The sequence below is a fragment of the Bacillus sp. 01N45 genome (assembly GCF_056399205.1).
The window spans coordinates 23,069-40,769 of the sequence record NZ_JBFTQW010000006.1; the positions used below are offsets into that span (position 1 = coordinate 23,069).

At 36.3% G+C, this 17,701-nt stretch carries 15 protein-coding genes and 4 tRNA genes; 18 read left to right on the top strand and 1 reads right to left on the bottom strand.

All coding sequences use genetic code 11. From position 1 onward, the window contains the following. Window positions 1-58 precede the first annotated feature (58 nt). From AC1DMU_RS15355 to AC1DMU_RS15440, 18 genes are all read left to right on the top strand, one after another. On the top strand, window positions 59-994 hold the full coding sequence (locus AC1DMU_RS15355; RefSeq protein ID WP_141542728.1) for a YybS family protein: 936 nt from the start codon (window positions 59-61) through the stop codon (window positions 992-994). Between the two features lie 78 nt (window positions 995-1,072). Further along, window positions 1,073-3,046 carry a DHH family phosphoesterase gene (locus AC1DMU_RS15360; protein ID WP_088065088.1) on the top strand — a complete coding sequence of 658 codons (1,974 nt, stop codon included), beginning with the start codon at window positions 1,073-1,075 and terminating at the stop codon, window positions 3,044-3,046. Then, complete coding sequence (rplI, locus tag AC1DMU_RS15365) at window positions 3,043-3,489, top strand: 50S ribosomal protein L9 (RefSeq protein WP_088065087.1); 447 nt, start codon at window positions 3,043-3,045, stop codon at window positions 3,487-3,489. Before AC1DMU_RS15360 ends, rplI begins: the two co-directional genes overlap by 4 nt. Window positions 3,490-3,516: 27 nt before the next feature. After that, window positions 3,517-4,878, top strand: coding sequence for a replicative DNA helicase (gene dnaB, locus AC1DMU_RS15370; protein ID WP_001286242.1), 1,362 nt, complete (start codon window positions 3,517-3,519; stop codon window positions 4,876-4,878). A gap of 215 nt (window positions 4,879-5,093) precedes the next feature. Continuing rightward, on the top strand, window positions 5,094-6,383 hold the full coding sequence (locus AC1DMU_RS15375; protein WP_044740892.1) for an adenylosuccinate synthase: 1,290 nt from the start codon (window positions 5,094-5,096) through the stop codon (window positions 6,381-6,383). Window positions 6,384-6,523: 140 nt separating this feature from the next. Then, a tRNA-Lys gene (locus AC1DMU_RS15380) sits at window positions 6,524-6,599 on the top strand. A gap of 13 nt (window positions 6,600-6,612) precedes the next feature. Further along, window positions 6,613-6,684 (top strand) — tRNA-Glu (locus tag AC1DMU_RS15385). A gap of 21 nt (window positions 6,685-6,705) precedes the next feature. After that, a tRNA-Asp gene (locus AC1DMU_RS15390) sits at window positions 6,706-6,781 on the top strand. 41 nt (window positions 6,782-6,822) lie between these two features. Next, a tRNA-Phe gene (locus tag AC1DMU_RS15395) sits at window positions 6,823-6,895 on the top strand. Window positions 6,896-7,281: 386 nt separating this feature from the next. Continuing rightward, window positions 7,282-7,989: a cell wall metabolism DNA-binding response regulator WalR gene (gene walR / locus AC1DMU_RS15400; RefSeq protein WP_000971866.1), complete on the top strand. Its 708-nt coding sequence runs from the start codon at window positions 7,282-7,284 to the stop codon at window positions 7,987-7,989. Window positions 7,990-7,992: 3 nt separating this feature from the next. Continuing rightward, a complete protein-coding gene (gene walK / locus AC1DMU_RS15405) occupies window positions 7,993-9,834 on the top strand; it encodes a cell wall metabolism sensor histidine kinase WalK (RefSeq protein ID WP_048542845.1) in 1,842 nt (613 codons plus the stop codon). Beyond that, a complete protein-coding gene (locus AC1DMU_RS15410; RefSeq protein ID WP_088065085.1) occupies window positions 9,831-11,147 on the top strand; it encodes a YycH family regulatory protein in 1,317 nt (438 codons plus the stop codon). Before walK ends, AC1DMU_RS15410 begins: the two co-directional genes overlap by 4 nt. Continuing rightward, window positions 11,128-11,970, top strand: a complete 843-nt coding sequence (locus AC1DMU_RS15415; RefSeq protein WP_088065084.1) for a two-component system regulatory protein YycI — start codon at window positions 11,128-11,130, stop codon at window positions 11,968-11,970. Before AC1DMU_RS15410 ends, AC1DMU_RS15415 begins: the two co-directional genes overlap by 20 nt. Continuing rightward, a complete protein-coding gene (locus tag AC1DMU_RS15420) occupies window positions 11,954-12,748 on the top strand; it encodes an MBL fold metallo-hydrolase (RefSeq protein WP_000522836.1) in 795 nt (264 codons plus the stop codon). The genes AC1DMU_RS15415 and AC1DMU_RS15420 overlap by 17 nt, the downstream gene beginning before the upstream one ends. Before the next feature lie 63 nt (window positions 12,749-12,811). After that, window positions 12,812-13,987, top strand: a complete 1,176-nt coding sequence (locus AC1DMU_RS15425) for a S1C family serine protease (RefSeq protein ID WP_048542840.1) — start codon at window positions 12,812-12,814, stop codon at window positions 13,985-13,987. A 53-nt stretch (window positions 13,988-14,040) separates the two neighbouring features. Beyond that, window positions 14,041-14,226, top strand: coding sequence for a CxxH/CxxC protein (locus AC1DMU_RS15430; RefSeq protein WP_001052827.1), 186 nt, complete (start codon window positions 14,041-14,043; stop codon window positions 14,224-14,226). A gap of 59 nt (window positions 14,227-14,285) precedes the next feature. Then, window positions 14,286-14,765 (top strand): 23S rRNA (pseudouridine(1915)-N(3))-methyltransferase RlmH, encoded by a 480-nt coding sequence (gene rlmH / locus AC1DMU_RS15435; RefSeq protein WP_001027003.1) that lies wholly within the window; start codon window positions 14,286-14,288, stop codon window positions 14,763-14,765. Between the two features lie 181 nt (window positions 14,766-14,946). Further along, window positions 14,947-15,825 carry a radical SAM/SPASM domain-containing protein gene (locus tag AC1DMU_RS15440; RefSeq protein ID WP_000713629.1) on the top strand — a complete coding sequence of 293 codons (879 nt, stop codon included), beginning with the start codon at window positions 14,947-14,949 and terminating at the stop codon, window positions 15,823-15,825. Between the two features lie 36 nt (window positions 15,826-15,861). On the opposite strand, the gene pepF is transcribed toward AC1DMU_RS15440, so the two are convergent. Next, the gene (gene pepF, locus AC1DMU_RS15445) at window positions 15,862-17,679 is read right to left on the bottom strand and encodes an oligoendopeptidase F (RefSeq protein ID WP_088065083.1); all 1,818 of its coding nucleotides are present in this window, start codon (window positions 17,677-17,679) and stop codon (window positions 15,862-15,864) included. Between the last annotated feature and the right edge of the window lie 22 nt (window positions 17,680-17,701).

A 17,701-nucleotide genomic window follows, 5' to 3' on the forward strand; every position in this document is an offset into this window, starting at 1 on the left:
GTCGGACTCTACTGTGCATTTTGCTATGCTTTTCTTTTTTTGAAAGAGAGGTTAGATGATGAAGAATACGAAATTTATTACTGAGGGTGCAGCGTTGCTAGCGATATATGCAATGTTATTGCTTATATCTATGTATGTTCCAATTTTAGGTACAGTTGTAACGTTTGCGTTGCCATTGCCGTTTATATTGCTAACGATAAGATATAGATTATCTAACGCCTTTGTAATTTTTACGGCGGCACTTTTTATTACTGTTATTGTCAGTCAACCGATGAACCTAGTAAAGACAACTATGTTTGGATTGATAGGTATCGTTTTAGGATATATGTATAAAAAACAAAAAAAACCGGTAGAAATTTTGATGGCGGGGACGCTTGCGTACTTAATTGGTATTATGCTCATTTATGTTGCAAGTATAAAGTTTTTTAACATAGATTTAATGAAGCAAATGCAAAATATGCTTAATGAAAGTATGGCGCAAAGTGAAAAGATAGTCACTGCTGCTGGTATGCCTATTAGTAAGGAGCAAAAAGAATTATTTGCACAATTTAATGATGTGTTACAAACGTTTTTCCCAAGTTTGCTTGTAATGGTCTCGGTATGTTTTTCTTGGATTACAGTTATGATATCAGGTAGTGTTTTGAGAAAACTAAAGCATGACGTTATACCTTGGCCTAAATTTAAAGATATACAATTACCAAAGAGTATTGTTTGGTATTACGTTATATTTATTTTGCTATCAACTTTTATAAAAGTAGAACCGACATCATATTTACATATGGTATTTTCTAACCTATATGTCATATTTGCCTTACTACTAGTACTACAAGGTCTGACATTTATCGCTTTTCTAGCGCATAGCAAAGGTTTTACGAAAGGGGTTCCTATTATTAGTTTTATTGTCTGCATGTTTATACCGATGTTGTTTCCTCTTGTGACAATCTTAGGTATAATTGATTTAGGGATTTCATTGCGTTCTAAAATAGGAGGATAAAGTAATATTCCTTATACTATTTTAATCTGTTTAACTAACTGAAAGGTGAGTTAGTTTTACTTTATAGGAGTTGTATACATGCCTGAATTTTATAAGAAACAGTGGTTTTTATATCCTGTTTATGTATTGGCATTTTTCTTGTTTGTGCTCATTGCCATCCTCTGTTATTTTCATTTAATTATGGGGATATCCACCTTTTTTATTTTTTGCATTGTACTTTTTGTTGTTATACGCTTTGAACTGACCTTTCAAAGGAATTTCGAAAAGTATACGACAGATATGATTACAAGAGTAAAGAAAGTGAGTAATGAAGCATTTAACCAAATGCCGATTGGTATTTTGTTATACAATAAGGATTATGGGATTGATTGGGCGAATCCTTATCTATCTTCATGTCTAGGACAGCATGCGTTAGCTGGATGGCACCTTTATGATGTATCAGAAACGTTGCTTCTTTTTATTAAGGGAGAAACTTCCGACGATATAGTCTCTTTAAATAACCGAAAGTTTCGCGTTTTTGTAAGGAAAGAAGAAAAGTTAATTTATTTCTTTGATGTAACGGAACAAACAGAGATTGAAAAGATGTACGAGGATCAACGAACTGTTTTGGCTGTTATTTATTTAGATAATTATGATGAAGTTACACAGGGGTTAGATGATCAATTACGTACGAATATCACAAGTCTTGTAACATCACGACTAAATGAATGGGCCGTTAAGTATGGGGCATATTTAAAACGTGCATCTTCAGAAAGATTCTTCGTTGTACTAAATGAGAGTATTTTAGCGCAGATGGAGAAAGGGAAATTTAGCATTTTAGATCAGGTGCGTGAAGAAACATCCAAAAGGAATATACCACTCACCTTAAGTGTAGGTGTTGGATCAGGTGATTTACCTTTATCAGAGCTTGGGGCAATGGCTCAGTCCGGTTTAGACCTTGCGCTTGGCCGTGGTGGAGATCAAGTAGCTATTAAACAAGCGACAGGTAAAGTTAAGTTTTATGGTGGTAAGACGAATCCAGTTGAAAAACGTACTCGTGTACGTGCCAGAGTTATTTCGCATGCATTAAAGGATTTAGTATTAGAAAGTAGTAATGTCATTATAATGGGGCATAGGGCTCCTGATATGGACGCAATTGGTGCTGCGATTGGTATTTTAAAGGTAGCGCAATTAAATGAGCGCAAAGGATATATTGTGTTAGATGAAAATGATTCTGATAAGGGAATTAAGCGTTTAATGGATAAAGTGAAACAAAACGAAGAGTTATGGTCTCACTTTATTACCCCAGGACAAGCGATGGAATTTGCAAATGATGATTCATTACTTGTTGTTGTTGATACGCATAAACCTTCAATGGTGATGGAAGAAAAGCTGTTACATAAAATTGAAAATGTAGTTGTTATTGACCATCATCGCCGGGGAGAAGATTTTATTGAAGATCCATTGCTTGTTTACATGGAGCCATACGCTTCTTCCACGGCAGAACTTGTTACAGAATTACTTGAGTACCAACCGAAAAATTTAAAAATGACAATGTTAGAAGCAACGGCATTGTTAGCAGGTATTATTGTTGATACGAAAAGCTTTACATTCCGGACGGGTGCTCGTACGTTTGATGCCGCTTCTTATTTACGCTCACATGGTGCAGATACTGTACTTGTACAAGAGCTTTTAAAAGAAGATATGGATCAGTATTTACGGGTTGCAAAAGCTATTAAAAATGCGTACATTTATACAAATGGAATTGCGATTGCAAAAGTTGATAGTGATGATTACTACGATCAAGTGCTTATTGCGCAATCAGCGGACACATTATTAACAATGACAGGAATTATTGCGTCATTTGTTATTGCAAAACGTGGCGAGAATTTCATTGGAATTAGCGGTAGGTCTTTAGGTGAAGTGAACGTGCAGCTAATTATGGAAAATTTAGGCGGTGGTGGGCATTTAACGAATGCAGCCACACAAATGAAAAATGTTACAGTAGATGAAGCTGAGGAGAAGCTTCGATTTGTTATTGATGACTATTTACAGGGAGGCACACAATCATGAAAGTAATTTTTCTAAAAGACGTAAAAGGTAAAGGGAAAAAAGGAGAAATAAAAAACGTACCAGATGGCTATGCAAATAACTTCTTACTAAAACAAGGATTAGCTGCTGAAGCGACAAATAGCAGTATGAAAACTTTAGAAGCTCAAAAGCGAAAAGAAGAAAAAGATGCAGCAGCAGAGGTTGAAAATGCAAAAGAGTTGAAAGAAAAGTTAGAGAAACTAACTGTAGAAGTAAAGGCGAAATCTGGAGAAGGTGGCCGTCTATTCGGTTCAATCACAAGTAAACAAATCGTAGATGCAATGCAAAAATCACATAAAATTAAACTTGATAAACGTAAATTTGAAATGGATGATGCAATTCGTGCATTAGGCTATACAAACGTTACTGTGAAGTTGCATCCGCAAGTAACAGCAACAGTAAAAGTTCATGTTAGTGAACAATAAAAATAAGTTAAGCAAGGAGGATTGCGTATGAGTGATGTAATGGCTGATCGTACCCCTCCGCATAATATAGAGGCTGAGCAGGCGGTTTTAGGGGCCATATTAATTGATCAAGATGCGTTAACGTCAGCATCGGAATTATTGGTACCTGACTCATTTTATCGAACGAAACATCAAAAGATTTTTGAAGTCATGCTTGGGTTATCTGATAAAGGAGAGCCGATTGACTTAGTAATAATGACGTCAGCAATGGCTGATCAAGGATTATTAGAAGAAGTTGGTGGGGTTTCTTACTTAGCAGAATTAGCAGAAGTTGTTCCAACCGCTGCTAACGTAGAATATTATGCACGAATCATCGCTGAAAAGGCGCTATTACGTCGTTTGATTCGAACAGCGACTCATATCGTGTCTGATGGGTATGAGAGAGAAGATGACGTGGATGGTCTTTTAAATGAGGCTGAGAAAAAAATATTAGAAGTATCTCACCAAACGAATGCAAAAGCATTCCAAAACATTAAAGATGTTCTTGTAGATGCTTACGATAAAATTGAACTTTTGCATAATCAAAAAGGTGAAGTTACTGGGATACCAACTGGATTTACAGAATTAGATAAGATGACCGCAGGTTTCCAGCGAAATGATTTAATCATCGTAGCGGCACGTCCATCAGTAGGGAAAACCGCATTTTCATTAAATATCGCACAAAACGTAGCGACGAAAACTGATGAAAATGTAGCGATTTTTAGTTTAGAGATGGGCTCTGATCAGCTTGTTATGCGTATGCTTTGTGCAGAAGGAAATATTGATGCGCAAAGACTGCGTACCGGTTCATTAACTTCTGATGATTGGGCAAAATTAACAATGGCGATGGGGAGCCTTTCTAATGCTGGTATCTATATTGATGATACACCAGGGATTAAAGTAAATGAGATTCGAGCGAAATGCCGTAGATTAAAGCAAGAACAAGGTCTAGGGATGGTTTTAATTGACTATTTACAGCTTATTCAAGGAAGCGGGAAATCAGGAGAAAACCGTCAGCAGGAAGTATCTGAGATTTCTCGTACATTAAAAGGGATTGCGCGTGAATTACAAGTGCCTGTTATTGCCTTGTCACAGTTATCTCGTGGTGTAGAATCTCGTCAAGATAAACGTCCGATGATGTCTGACATTCGTGAATCAGGAAGTATCGAGCAGGATGCTGATATTGTAGCCTTCTTATATCGTGAAGATTACTATGACCGAGAAACGGAAAATAAAAATACGATTGAAATTATTATTGCAAAGCAGCGTAACGGTCCCGTAGGCTCAGTAGAGCTCGCATTCGTTAAAGAGTTCAATAAGTTCGTTAACTTAGAACGTCGCTTCGAGGATGGACATGCGCCGCCTGCATAAAGATAGTATAAAAAAGAAATGCATTTCTTATAATAAGATGTGTTTCTTTTTTTTTATAGGAAAGATAAGGCTTTCATAGTGTGAAAATATAATTCTTACGAACGAAAATGTTTTTTAATAAAAAAATGTTCGCTTTTTGGTTGACTTCTTTTTCGGTTTTGGTACAATTATATTGTTTGAATAGATCGTTTGAAAATCGCGGAGGTGCTTTAATAATGTCTTCAGTAGTAGTTGTAGGAACACAATGGGGCGACGAAGGAAAAGGTAAAATCACTGATTTTCTTTCTGAGCATGCGGAAGTAGTTGCAAGATATCAAGGTGGAAATAACGCGGGACATACAATTGTTTTCGGCGGAGTTAAATATAAATTACACTTAATTCCATCTGGTATTTTCTATAAAGAGAAAATTTGTGTAATCGGAAATGGCTTAGTAGTAGATCCGAAAGCATTACTTGAAGAGTTAAAATACTTACACGATCGTGGTGTAAGTACTGATAATTTACGTGTGAGTAACCGTGCGCACGTTATTTTACCTTATCACTTAAAACAAGATGAATTAGAAGAAGCAAGTAAAGGTGATAACAAAATCGGTACAACGAAAAAAGGTATCGGTCCTGCATATATGGATAAAGCTGCTCGTATTGGTATTCGTATGGCTGATCTTTTAGACCGTGAAGCATTTAAAGAAAAGCTTGAGCGCAATTTAGTAGAAAAAAATCGTTTATTTGAAAAAATGTACGATACAGAAGGTTTCAGTGTAGAAGAAATCTTCGAAGAGTACTTCGAGTACGGACAACAAATCGCGCAATATGTATGTGATACGTCTGTTGTATTAAATGATGCACTAGATAACAATCACCGTGTATTATTTGAAGGTGCACAAGGTGTTATGCTTGATATCGACCACGGTACGTACCCGTTCGTTACATCTTCTAACCCGATTGCTGGTGGTGTAACAGTTGGAACTGGAGTTGGTCCTGCGAAGGTTACTCGCGTTGTAGGTGTGTGTAAAGCATATACAAGCCGCGTAGGTGATGGTCCGTTCCCTACGGAGCTTCATGATGAAATTGGTCATCAAATTCGTGAAGTTGGTCGTGAGTACGGAACGACAACTGGTCGTCCACGCCGCGTAGGTTGGTTCGATAGCGTTGTTGTAAGGCATGCGCGTCGTGTTAGTGGTTTAACAGATTTATCATTAAATTCTATCGACGTTCTAACAGGTATTCCGACTCTTAAAATTTGCGTTGCTTACAAATACAATGGCGAAGTTATCGATGAAGTTCCAGCAAACTTAAACATTTTAGCGAAATGTGAGCCTGTATACGAAGAACTTTCAGGTTGGACAGAAGATATTACTGGTGTAAAATCATTAGACGAGCTTCCTGAAAATGCACGAAAATACGTAGAACGTGTTTCTGAGTTAACAGGAATTCAATTATCTATGTTCTCAGTTGGACCAGATCGTAACCAAACAAATATCGTTCGTAACGTATACGAAGCTTAATTGATATTTTTGAGAAAAAACTCATGTCCGCATGAGTTTTTTCTTATCTTTTATAAAAAAATAAAAAAAGTATTGCAAAAAACAAAGGAAACATGTTATGATACATCTTGTCGTCACGAAAATATGACGTTGGTGAGTATGAGCCATTAGCTCAGTTGGTAGAGCATCTGACTTTTAATCAGAGGGTCGAAGGTTCGAATCCTTCATGGCTCACCATTTTATTTTTCGTGGCCCGTTGGTCAAGTGGTTAAGACACCGCCCTTTCACGGCGGTAACACGGGTTCGAATCCCGTACGGGTCATGTTTTTTTATGTTCATTTTTGGTCCCGTGGTGTAGTGGTTAACATGCCTGCCTGTCACGCAGGAGATCGCCGGTTCGACCCCGGTCGGGACCGCCACTTTTGTTTATACCACCATTAGTGGTTTTATATATAGTTTTGGCTCGGTAGCTCAGTCGGTAGAGCAGAGGACTGAAAATCCTCGTGTCGGCGGTTCGATTCCGTCCCGAGCCACTCTCAGGATATTAAGTGGGCCCACTTAATATCCTTTTTATTTGTGTAATTTTACAAAATTGAGTAGTTATTTTAAAATAGAATGAGAAGCCTCTAGCAGTTGAAGCTAGAGGTTTTTCTATAGATCGTATAGGATTCCGTGTAAAAGTGGATCATACATGAGTCTGTGAGAATAGAGGAGAAAGTACTTAAGCAAAAGATGCGGCCATATAGGGACATACTATGTAGACATCAATGTGTTTAGGGATATTGAACATATTTTTACCCCGCATTAACGGGCAGTAAGACCCCACCCAAAAATTCAACGAAGGTAAAGAAGTTAGGTGCGGGATCAACTGCACGTAAATGCCCGATTAAAGTTTCACTTTATAAGGAGGAAATAGACGATGATGGGAAAGAAAATTTTAGTAGTTGATGATGAAAAGCCGATTGCGGATATTTTGAAGTTCAACCTAGAAAAAGAAGGTTTTGAAATTGTAATGGCGCATGATGGTGATGAAGCGATTGAAAAAGCGAATGAAGAGCAGCCAGATATGGTTTTATTAGATATTATGCTACCAGGTAAGGATGGCTTAGAGGTTTGCCGTGAAATACGTAAAAGCTCAGAAATGCCGATTATTATGCTTACAGCAAAGGACTCTGAAATTGATAAAGTATTAGGGCTTGAGCTTGGAGCAGATGATTATGTAACGAAGCCATTTAGTACGAGGGAACTACTTGCTCGTGTGAAGGCGAATTTACGTCGCCATCAACAAGGTGGTGCTGCAGAAAAAGAAGAAAATACGGAAATGGTTATTGGACCAATCGTTATCAATTCAAATGCGTATAGTGTAACGAAACGTGAGGAAAATATTGAACTTACACATCGTGAGTTTGAGCTACTACATTATTTAGCCAAACATTTAGGACAAGTTATGACTCGTGAGCATTTATTGCAAACAGTTTGGGGTTATGACTACTTTGGAGATGTACGTACAGTGGATGTAACAGTGCGTCGTTTACGTGAAAAAATTGAAGATAATCCAAGTCATCCTACTTTAATTGTAACTAGACGTGGAGTAGGATATTACTTGCGTGACCCAGAGCAGGAATAGTATATGAAGAAAGTTGGTTTTTTTCAATCTATTCATTTAAAATTTGTACTCATATATATGCTATTAATATTGATAGCTATGCAAGTTATTGGGGTATATTTTGTAAGAGAGTTAGAAAAGAGTCTTGTACAAGGCTTTAGAGATTCTTTAACGCAGCAAACGAACTTATTATCATATAACTTGAAACAAGAGTTTAAAAAAAGTTATACAAAGGCAGAAACAGAATCAACAGATGAAACGATTAAAACTTCAATTCGAAAATTTGCCTCTGATCGAAAGAAAGATATCCAAGAGGTAAGTGTATTTGATTCGCATAGAAAGTTACTCGCTATTTCAGATGAGTCAAAGCAAAACAAGGTAAATAGAACATCAACTGATATAGCTGTTCAACGGGTATTGGTACAAAAAAAGCCAGAAGTGAAAATTGAGAAGGATGGTCGTACAGGCCATCGTGTACAAGTTATGCTTACTCCTATTCTAGATGATAACGGCAAGGATGCACTTGGTGTTATTTACATTGTTGCATCTATGGAAGATGTTTATAAACAGATGAAGGATATTAATCAAATTTTTGCGACTGGAACCGTTATTGCATTACTCGTAACAGCTGTACTTGGAATTTTGTTAGCTCAAACGATTACGAGACCAATCTCAGATATGCGAAGACAAGCGATTGAAATGGCAAAAGGAAACTATTCAAGAAAAGTAAAAGTGCATAGCCATGATGAAATAGGACAATTAGCATTATCTTTCAATAATTTATCAAAAAAATTACAACAAGCTCGTTCTTCAACGGAAAGTGAAAGACGTAAATTATCATCTGTTTTATCACATATGACAGATGGAGTAATTGCTACTGACCGAAAAGGAGACATTATTTTATTAAATGATCCTGCGGAAAAGATGCTAAATGTTTCGCGTGAAACGGCGCTCGATCAATCTGTTTTAGAAGTATTAGGGATACAAGAAGAATTTACGCTCGATCATTTATACGAAGAGCCTGATTCCGTTTTATTAGATTTTAGTACGAGAAATGAGCCATATATTTTACGTGCTAGTTTCTCTGTTATTCAAAAAGAGACAGGGAAAGCAAATGGTTTAATTGCCGTATTATATGATGTAACTGAGCAGGAGCGTATAGAGAGGGAACGCCGTGAGTTTGTGGCAAACGTTTCCCATGAATTAAGAACGCCATTAACAACGATGCGCAGTTACTTAGAGGCACTTACGGACGGCGCGTGGCAAGATCCGAATATTGCACCGCAATTTTTAACAGTTACACAAGAAGAAACAGAAAGAATGATTAGACTTGTAAATGCGTTATTGCAACTTTCTAAACTCGATAGTACAGAACATCGTTTAATGAAAGAATGGGTCGACTTTACTGACTTCTTTAATAATATTATTGATCGTTTTGAAATGTCTAAAGAGCAAAACGTAAGTTTCAAACGATCTTTCTCTAAGAAATCCCGATTTATTGATATGGATACGGATAAAATTACGCAAGTTTTGTATAACATTATTTCGAATGCATTAAAGTATTCACCAGAAGGTGGAACAGTAACATATCGCTTACGTGATCGTGGGGAATTATTAGAGGTTAGTGTAAGTGACCAAGGAATGGGTATTCCCAAAGAAAACGTCGATAAAATCTTTGAACGTTTTTACCGCGTAGATAAAGCACGTTCAAGACAAATGGGTGGTACAGGACTTGGATTAGCAATTGCAAAAGAAATGATTGAGGCACATGGTGGCTCGATTTGGGCGAAGAGTGAGGAAGGAAAAGGGACAACTATTTACTTCACATTGCCAATGGCAGCAGATGAAGAGGACGATTGGGAATGAGTATGGAAAATGTTAAAACGATAGTTTTAATTAATTTAGTTGTAATTAGCCTATTTCTTACTTTTAACTTATGGACGTATGTGCCAGATTCCACGTCTATGCAAAATGCAAAATTTGTGCAGGGGAATGAAGGAATTACTCAAACTAAAATCGCTGATGTTGTCCGCCCTACTTCTATCATCGTGCATAAAGATAAAAATCATTATGGGAGCAAAAGAGAGGGAGATATAGAATCAATCTATAAACCTTTGGAAGCAGGGGAATTACATGATTTCAAAGAGATATCGATTGCTAAGGCTGATTTCCTTTCTTATGTGCATGGTGAAGGGAAAATTGAACTTGTTTTTCCTACCAACATCCCATTTGATGCAGTTAAATCTATGTTTAATATGAAAGAAAAAAGTATAAATAAGCCTAAATATTTTAATCGAATTATTCTTGATCCTTCTAGAAGTAGGGATCAAGAAATTAAAATTAATTTTGTTTCTGATGGTGATAACTCTAGAATATATGAAGCAAAATTAAGTGGTGTGTATTTAAAAGATATTGTAAATGTACAAAATCAATTTATAGTATCGGCAAAACCTTATTTTGACTATCAAATTAATGATATGAAAAAGCTATTTTTACCAGATGGAACGACAGAATTAAGTAATATAACATATATTTCATCTAATTTAGCGGTTGATACATTTAAGAATGCTCTTTTTAGTGACCCACGTTATTTAAGCCCTATTACCGAGAAATCGAAAGAAACATTTACGGATGGTATTAGGTCCATGGAGATTGAAAACGATCATCATATGCTAAAGTATAAAAATTCTTCTGTTTCAAGTGAGAAAACGACAGATAATTTAATGCTTTTACAAAAAAGCTTTGATTTTGTAAATGGTCACAGTGGGAGTTTGGATTCATATCGTTTGGATTATATGAATAAAGGACAGACGGTATTCCGTTTACATGAAGATGGATATTCCGTATTCAATACAGATGGATTAGCTGAATTGAGACAAGTATGGGGATCAGAAGAAGTAATGGAATATGAAAGACCGTTGTTGTCTTTAAATACGAAAGGTATAGAACAGAAGGTTACTCTTCCATCAGGTCATGTTGTAATAGCATCTTTAGAAAATAATGCCGCGGTAGATAAAAGATTCATTAAAGACATTGGTATTGGATACAAATTATCACTAGATGGGCAAGTAGCTCGACTACAGCCAATTTGGTATGTAAAGTTTGTTGAAGATGAAGCGGGTAAACAAAAAATATATGAGTGGAGTGAGGGAGGACTAAATGGATTGGGATCGGATTAAAACCATATTTATTGTGACCTTTTTTGTTTTGGACCTCTTTCTCATTTTTCAATTCATTCAAAAGCAAGATAGTAATCAATTGGAGCTTATTGCAGAAACAAAGATAGATCAAGAATTAAAAGCAAATAAAATTACTATGGGTAATTTCCCTAAAGAACCGAAAAAAGAATCATTTATTAGGGCGGAAAACAAGGCGTTTAAAGAAGAAGATGTACAGTCTTTAAAGAATCAAACGGCGCATATACAAAATATGTACAGGATAGAAAGTAAGCTAAAAGAGCCCTTTTTAAATACAAAATCATTATCCAAAGATAAGTATAGTGATTTTTTGAAGAACTATGTATTGGATGGACAAAAGTATGAGTTTGGGGCGATGAAAGACTCTAAAATTTACTTCTTCCAAAAATATAAAGATAAGCCTATTTTCTATAACGATCAGGCAATGATTGTTGTGGAATTAAATGAAAAAAATGAACTCGTGTCGTACACGCAGACGATGCTAACTGATTTAAAAGAAATGGGCGAAAGTGAAAAAACGAAACAGCAAGAAATTATTACTGCTCAAACAGCTTTAGAAAATCTGTATTTAAAAAATAAAGTTCATGGGAATACACATGTAAAAGAAGCACAAATTGGTTATGCCACCCTTACCGCATCTACTTCTAATAACCAAGTACTCGCTCCAACATGGAATTTAAAAACGGAGCAGAAGCAGGACTTCTTTGTAAATGCAATCGAAGGACAAGTTATGGAATTAGGGGAAAGGGAAAATCAAGTGGTTGATGAACATACTGGAGTGAGAAAGAATGGGGTTGCATTTTAGCGTACTTGCAAGTGGAAGTACAGGGAATATGCTATATGTAGGAACAGATGAAAAAAAATTACTCGTCGATGCAGGTTTAAGTGGTAAAGCAACAGAGGCTTTATTTAAACAGGCAGAACTAAATATAAATGATGTATCAGGTATTCTTGTAACACATGAACATAGTGACCATATTAAAGGGTTAGGTGTATTGGCACGTAAATATGATTTACCTGTTTATGCAAATGAGAAAACATGGAATGCAATGGAACATTTAATAGGAAATATCCCAACTGAGCAAAAGTTTATTTTCTCAGTTGGGGATGTGAAAACATTCGGTGATATTGAGGTCGAGTCATTTGGGGTTTCTCATGATGCGGCAGAGCCGATGTTCTATGCTTTTCATAACAATAATAGAAAGTTAGCCCTTATTACAGATACGGGATACGTGAGTGACCGTATGAAAGGTGTTATTAAGGGTGCTAATGCTTTCGTGTTTGAAAGTAATCATGACGTGGAAATGCTTCGTATGGGACGTTATCCATGGAGTATTAAGCGACGTATTTTAAGTGATGTGGGTCACGTTTGTAATGAGGACGCTGCATTAGCGATGGCGGATGTAATTACAGATGAGACAAAACATATTTATTTAGCTCATTTAAGTTTAGATAATAACATGAAAGAGCTCGCACGTATGTCAGTATCACAAGTATTAGAGGAAAAAGGATTTGGAGTGGGAGAAGCCTTTGAAATTCACGATACAGATCCGAAAATGCCTACAAAAATTCAATACGTATAATTCTTCATTTTAGTAAACAATAAAGGTGAATATAGTTGTTTTCAGGAAGATGGGTGAACAAATATGTCCTTTATTGATGAAGAAAATTATCGTATGAAACGTGCAAGAAAAAAGAAGCATAAAGGTATTGTTATTTCTAGTATAGCAGGAACAATTGTAGGAGCTTCGTTATTTGCATTTGGAGCTCCTTTATTTGCGAATGATGCGGGCGCGCTTCCGCAAGCTGAAGCAAGTGGAAGTAATATGGCCGAAGCTCAAGGAATTAAACAGATTAGCTTTGTTGATGCTGTTGATCGTGCGTCTGAAGCTGTTGTTGGCGTTATTAATATTCAACGAGATAATTTTTCAGAGGCAGATTCAGAAGCTGGTACAGGATCGGGTGTAATTTATAAAAAAGCAGATGGCCAAGCTTATATTGTAACGAATAATCATGTTGTTGCTGGAGCAAATCGTATTGAAGTAAGCTTAAGTGATGGTAAGAAGGTTCCGGGAAAAGTATTAGGAACGGATGTAGTCACAGATTTGGCTGTACTAGAAATAGATGCAAAGCATGTGAAAAAAATAATTGAGATTGGCGATTCTAATACTGTTCGTAGAGGAGAACCGGTCATTGCGATTGGAAACCCACTCGGGCTGCAATTTTCAGGAACCGTTACACAAGGCATTATTTCAGCTAAGGAACGTATTGTTCCTGTAGATTTGGATCAAGATGGACATTACGATTGGCAAGTAGAAGTATTGCAAACAGACGCAGCAATTAATCCAGGTAATAGTGGTGGTGCGCTTGTAAATGCGGCAGGTCAATTAATTGGCATTAACTCAATGAAAATTGCAGCAAAAGAAGTAGAAGGAATTGGACTAGCTATTCCAGTTACTAGAGCTGTTCCAATTATGAATGAATTAGAGAAGTATGGAAAAGTAAGGAGACCGTATGTTGGAATTGAACTTAGATCGTTAAATGAGATTCCAAATTACCATTGGTCAAAAACATTGCATTTACCAAGCAATGTAACAGAGGGAGTTTGCATTTTAGATGTGAAAAGTCCTTCGCCAGGTGTAGATGCTGGTTTACGAGAACACGATGTGATTGTAGCAGTAGATGGAAAACCGGTTCGCGATATTATTGGATTCCGTACGGCCTTATATGATAAAAAAATTAATGATAAAATGACTCTTACGTTTTATCGTGGTACAAAACGAGCAACAACAACGGTTAAACTAGGCATTCAAAAGTATTAAAAACAGGAGGGCCTACCTCCTGTTTTCTATTGTAGAAAAGTGAGGTGAAGAATATGAATTTACCTTGTTGTTTAGAACATGTTGAATTAGCTTTAGATATTATTGTGGATGAGTGTGAAGTTGCACCGGTTATCAACAATGTGGATAACTCAGAAAAAGAGAAAAAAACATGTGAATTTTGTCAAAACGAGGCTACATATGTTGTATCGAACACAGATTCTCACACAATATGTGGGTAACAATTGTGGATATGTGGATAAGTTATGTGGATAACATGTTTGTAAGGTGGGGAATGAGTGTGAATATCTCGATTATTTCAATTGGGAAATTAAAAGAAAAATATTTAAAACAAGGTATAGCAGAATACTTAAAACGATTATCTGCATACGCAAAAGTAGAAGTAATTGAATTGCCAGATGAAAAGGCGCCAGAAAATTTAAGTGAAGCAGAAATGTTAATTGTAAAAGAAAAAGAAGGTATACGTATACTGGATAAAATTTCTGACGATACGCATGTCATTGCGTTAGCAATAGAAGGAAAACAAAAATCATCAGAAGAATTTGCAGTAAGCTTAGATCGTCTTGCTACATATGGAAAGAGTAAAGTTGCATTTGTAATAGGTGGATCACTTGGACTAAGTTCAGAAGTAATGAAGCGTTCAAACGAATCTCTTTCTTTTTCAAAGATGACATTACCACACCAATTAATGCGATTAGTATTGCTTGAGCAAGTGTATAGAGCGTTTCGTATTAATCGTGGGGAACCGTATCATAAATAAAATTACTTTTTGTATATAAAAAGAGTAAAAAAGACCATTGGGCAAAAACCACCGATGGTCTTTTAAATATTAATAGGTAGTACGAAGGTTTCCTAAAATAAGTATGTTTCTATTTATAAAAAAGTGTGTTGTAATATGAAGAGGAAAAAGTATAAGTAGTCATAGAAGTGAGGAATTAAAGGTGAAGAAGTTTAAAAAGTTTTACTTGGAGATTACGAGTGTATGTAATCTTGCGTGCAGCTTTTGTCCGCCGACGGAAAGGCAGAAGCAATTCATTTCTGTGGAGGATTTTGCTAAAAGATTAGACCAAATTAAACCTCACACAGACTACATTTATTTGCACGTGAAGGGTGAGCCATTGCTCCATCCAAAAATAGATCAACTGTTAGATTTGAGCCATGAAAAAGGGTTTAAAGTTAATATTACAACGAACGGAACGTTAATTAATAAGAGAAGGCATAGACTGTTAAATAAGCCTGCTTTAAGACAAATGAATTTTTCACTGCACAGTTTTGATGGGCATCCAGGTTCGCAAGATAAAGAAGGTTATGTAAGGAGTATACTTTCCTTCATTAGAGAGGCGACAAGTCAATCGGATTTAATTGTTTCACTACGGTTATGGAATTTAACTCAGGATAATAAAACAAATGCTGAAATCCAGAAAAATAGAGATTTATTATCCATCATTGAAAATGAGTTTGGTCTCTCTTATCAAATCGAAGAGAAGCTTACACCAGGAAAAGGTATAAAAATTGCAGAACGCGTCTTTATTAATCAAGACTATGAATTCCAGTGGCCAGCATTACATGAAGAAGAGGATGATGGAAAAGGATTCTGTCATGGTCTTCGAAATCAAGCGGGTATTTTAGCGAACGGAACGGTTATTCCTTGCTGTTTAGATGGTGAAGGGATTATTAACCTTGGGAATATTAATAATGACTCATTTTCTAATATTATAGAAGGTGAAAGAGCAACAAACATTGTCGATGGATTTTCGAAAAGAGTTGCAGTCGAAGAGCTATGCAGGAAATGTGGATACCGTAAAAGATTTGGAAAATAAATATGAAAAAAGCCCTCATAAAGTGAGGGCTTTTTTTTATTCTTGATAAGAACGTTCCAATTCATCAATTAAGGAACCGACGTAAGAAACAGCCCTGCGGATTGCATCTGGTTTTGACATATCTACTCCGGCATGCTTCATTAATTCAAGTGGTTTCATCGTACCACCAGCGCGAAGTACATCTAACCAGCGATCAACGGCAGGTTGCCCTTCCTCTTTAATCATTTGGGCTACCGCAGTAGATGCAGTGAGGCCTGCGGAATAGGTGTAAGAATATAAGCCCATATAATAATGAGGTTGGCGCATCCAAGTTAAGCCAGCACCTTCGTCAATTTCTACAGAATTTCCCCAGAATGTCGAAAGTACATTTGTTTTTATTTCAGTTAAAGTTGTAGCTGTAAGTGCTTCTCCTTCTTCTGCTAGGGTATATACTCTTCTTTGATATTCTCCCTCAAGTAAGTGAGTAACAAAGTTATGATAATATGTGCCAAGTAGTTGCAGAATCACCCATCTGCGCATTCTCTTGTCGTCAGTAGTCGCTAATAAATGCTGGGCTAATAGTAATTCATTCATTGTAGATGGTGCTTCAACAAAGTACATAGATGGACGTACATTCATAATACGCTGGTTTTTATTTGCTAAATAAAAATGACCAGCATGGCCAAATTCATGTGCTAATGTGAAGCATCCACGCATCGTATTTTGCCATGTAATTAAAATGTATGGATGAGAACCATATGGGCTTGAACAAAATGCTCCGGTGGATTTGCCTACGTTATCTGCAAGATCAACCCATCTTTCTTTGAATCCTTTTTCGATAATGGAACTATATTCATCGCCTAATACCTTTAAAGAATCTTGAATTAATTTACCAGCCTCCTTGTATGTGATGGTTGGATTAAATTCGGGATCTAAAGGTGCATGTAAGTCGCAGAACAGCATTTGATCGAGTCCTAATACTTTCTTTTTTAAATCTGCAAAACGGCGCATATGAGGCGCTAATTCTTTATAAATAATATCAAGTTGATTGTTATACATTTCAAGTGGAACTTTTTGAGGTTCTAAAAGCATATGAGTAACAGATTCAAATTTGCGTAAACGAGAGAGTGTTACTTGTTTTTTTACTTCAGTAGCATATGTTGTTGCCACTGTATTCTTATATCGTTTTAAGGTGGAAACAAATGATGAGTATGCTTTTCTACGTATGTCTACGCTTGGAGAGAACTCATATTTGCTTTCAAATAATGAAAATGATACAGGGAGTTCGTTTCCTTTTTCGTCTTGTATGGAGGTAAAATCCATATCGGCTAATTTAGTCATACCGTAAATTTTGTATGGAGAACTATGTACTTCGCCAAGTGCAGCAAGAGCTTCTTCTGTTTCAGGAGAGAGCGTGTGCGGCCTTTTTTGTAGGATGTCTAGTAATGATTTACGGAAAGGTTCGAGTTTTGTTTCTTCAGCTAAATATTTTTCAATTGTTCCTTCGTCGAATGAGAGGATTTCATTATGGATAAAGGACAGTGCAGTATGTACTTTCGTCCATAAAGCAGCAATTTTGGAAGAGTTCGCTTGAATAATTGGATTTGTACGATCAGTGGATTCTTTTAAATTTGCATATGAGTATAGTTTTGTTAACTCCATTAAAAGATCTTCTTCTAAAAGTAGGCAATGTAATAAGGTAGTGGGGCTAGTGTGTAATTGTCCTTTAAACGCATCAAGTTTTTTTATATCGTTTGTTAATACACGTAATGCAGTTTCCCACTCTTTATCAGATTCGTATAAATCAGAGAGGTCCCATGTTAGTTCAGTAGGGACTTCTGTGCGAATATGGCGTTTCTCAATTACATTTTTCATTTGTTATATCCCCCTTATTATA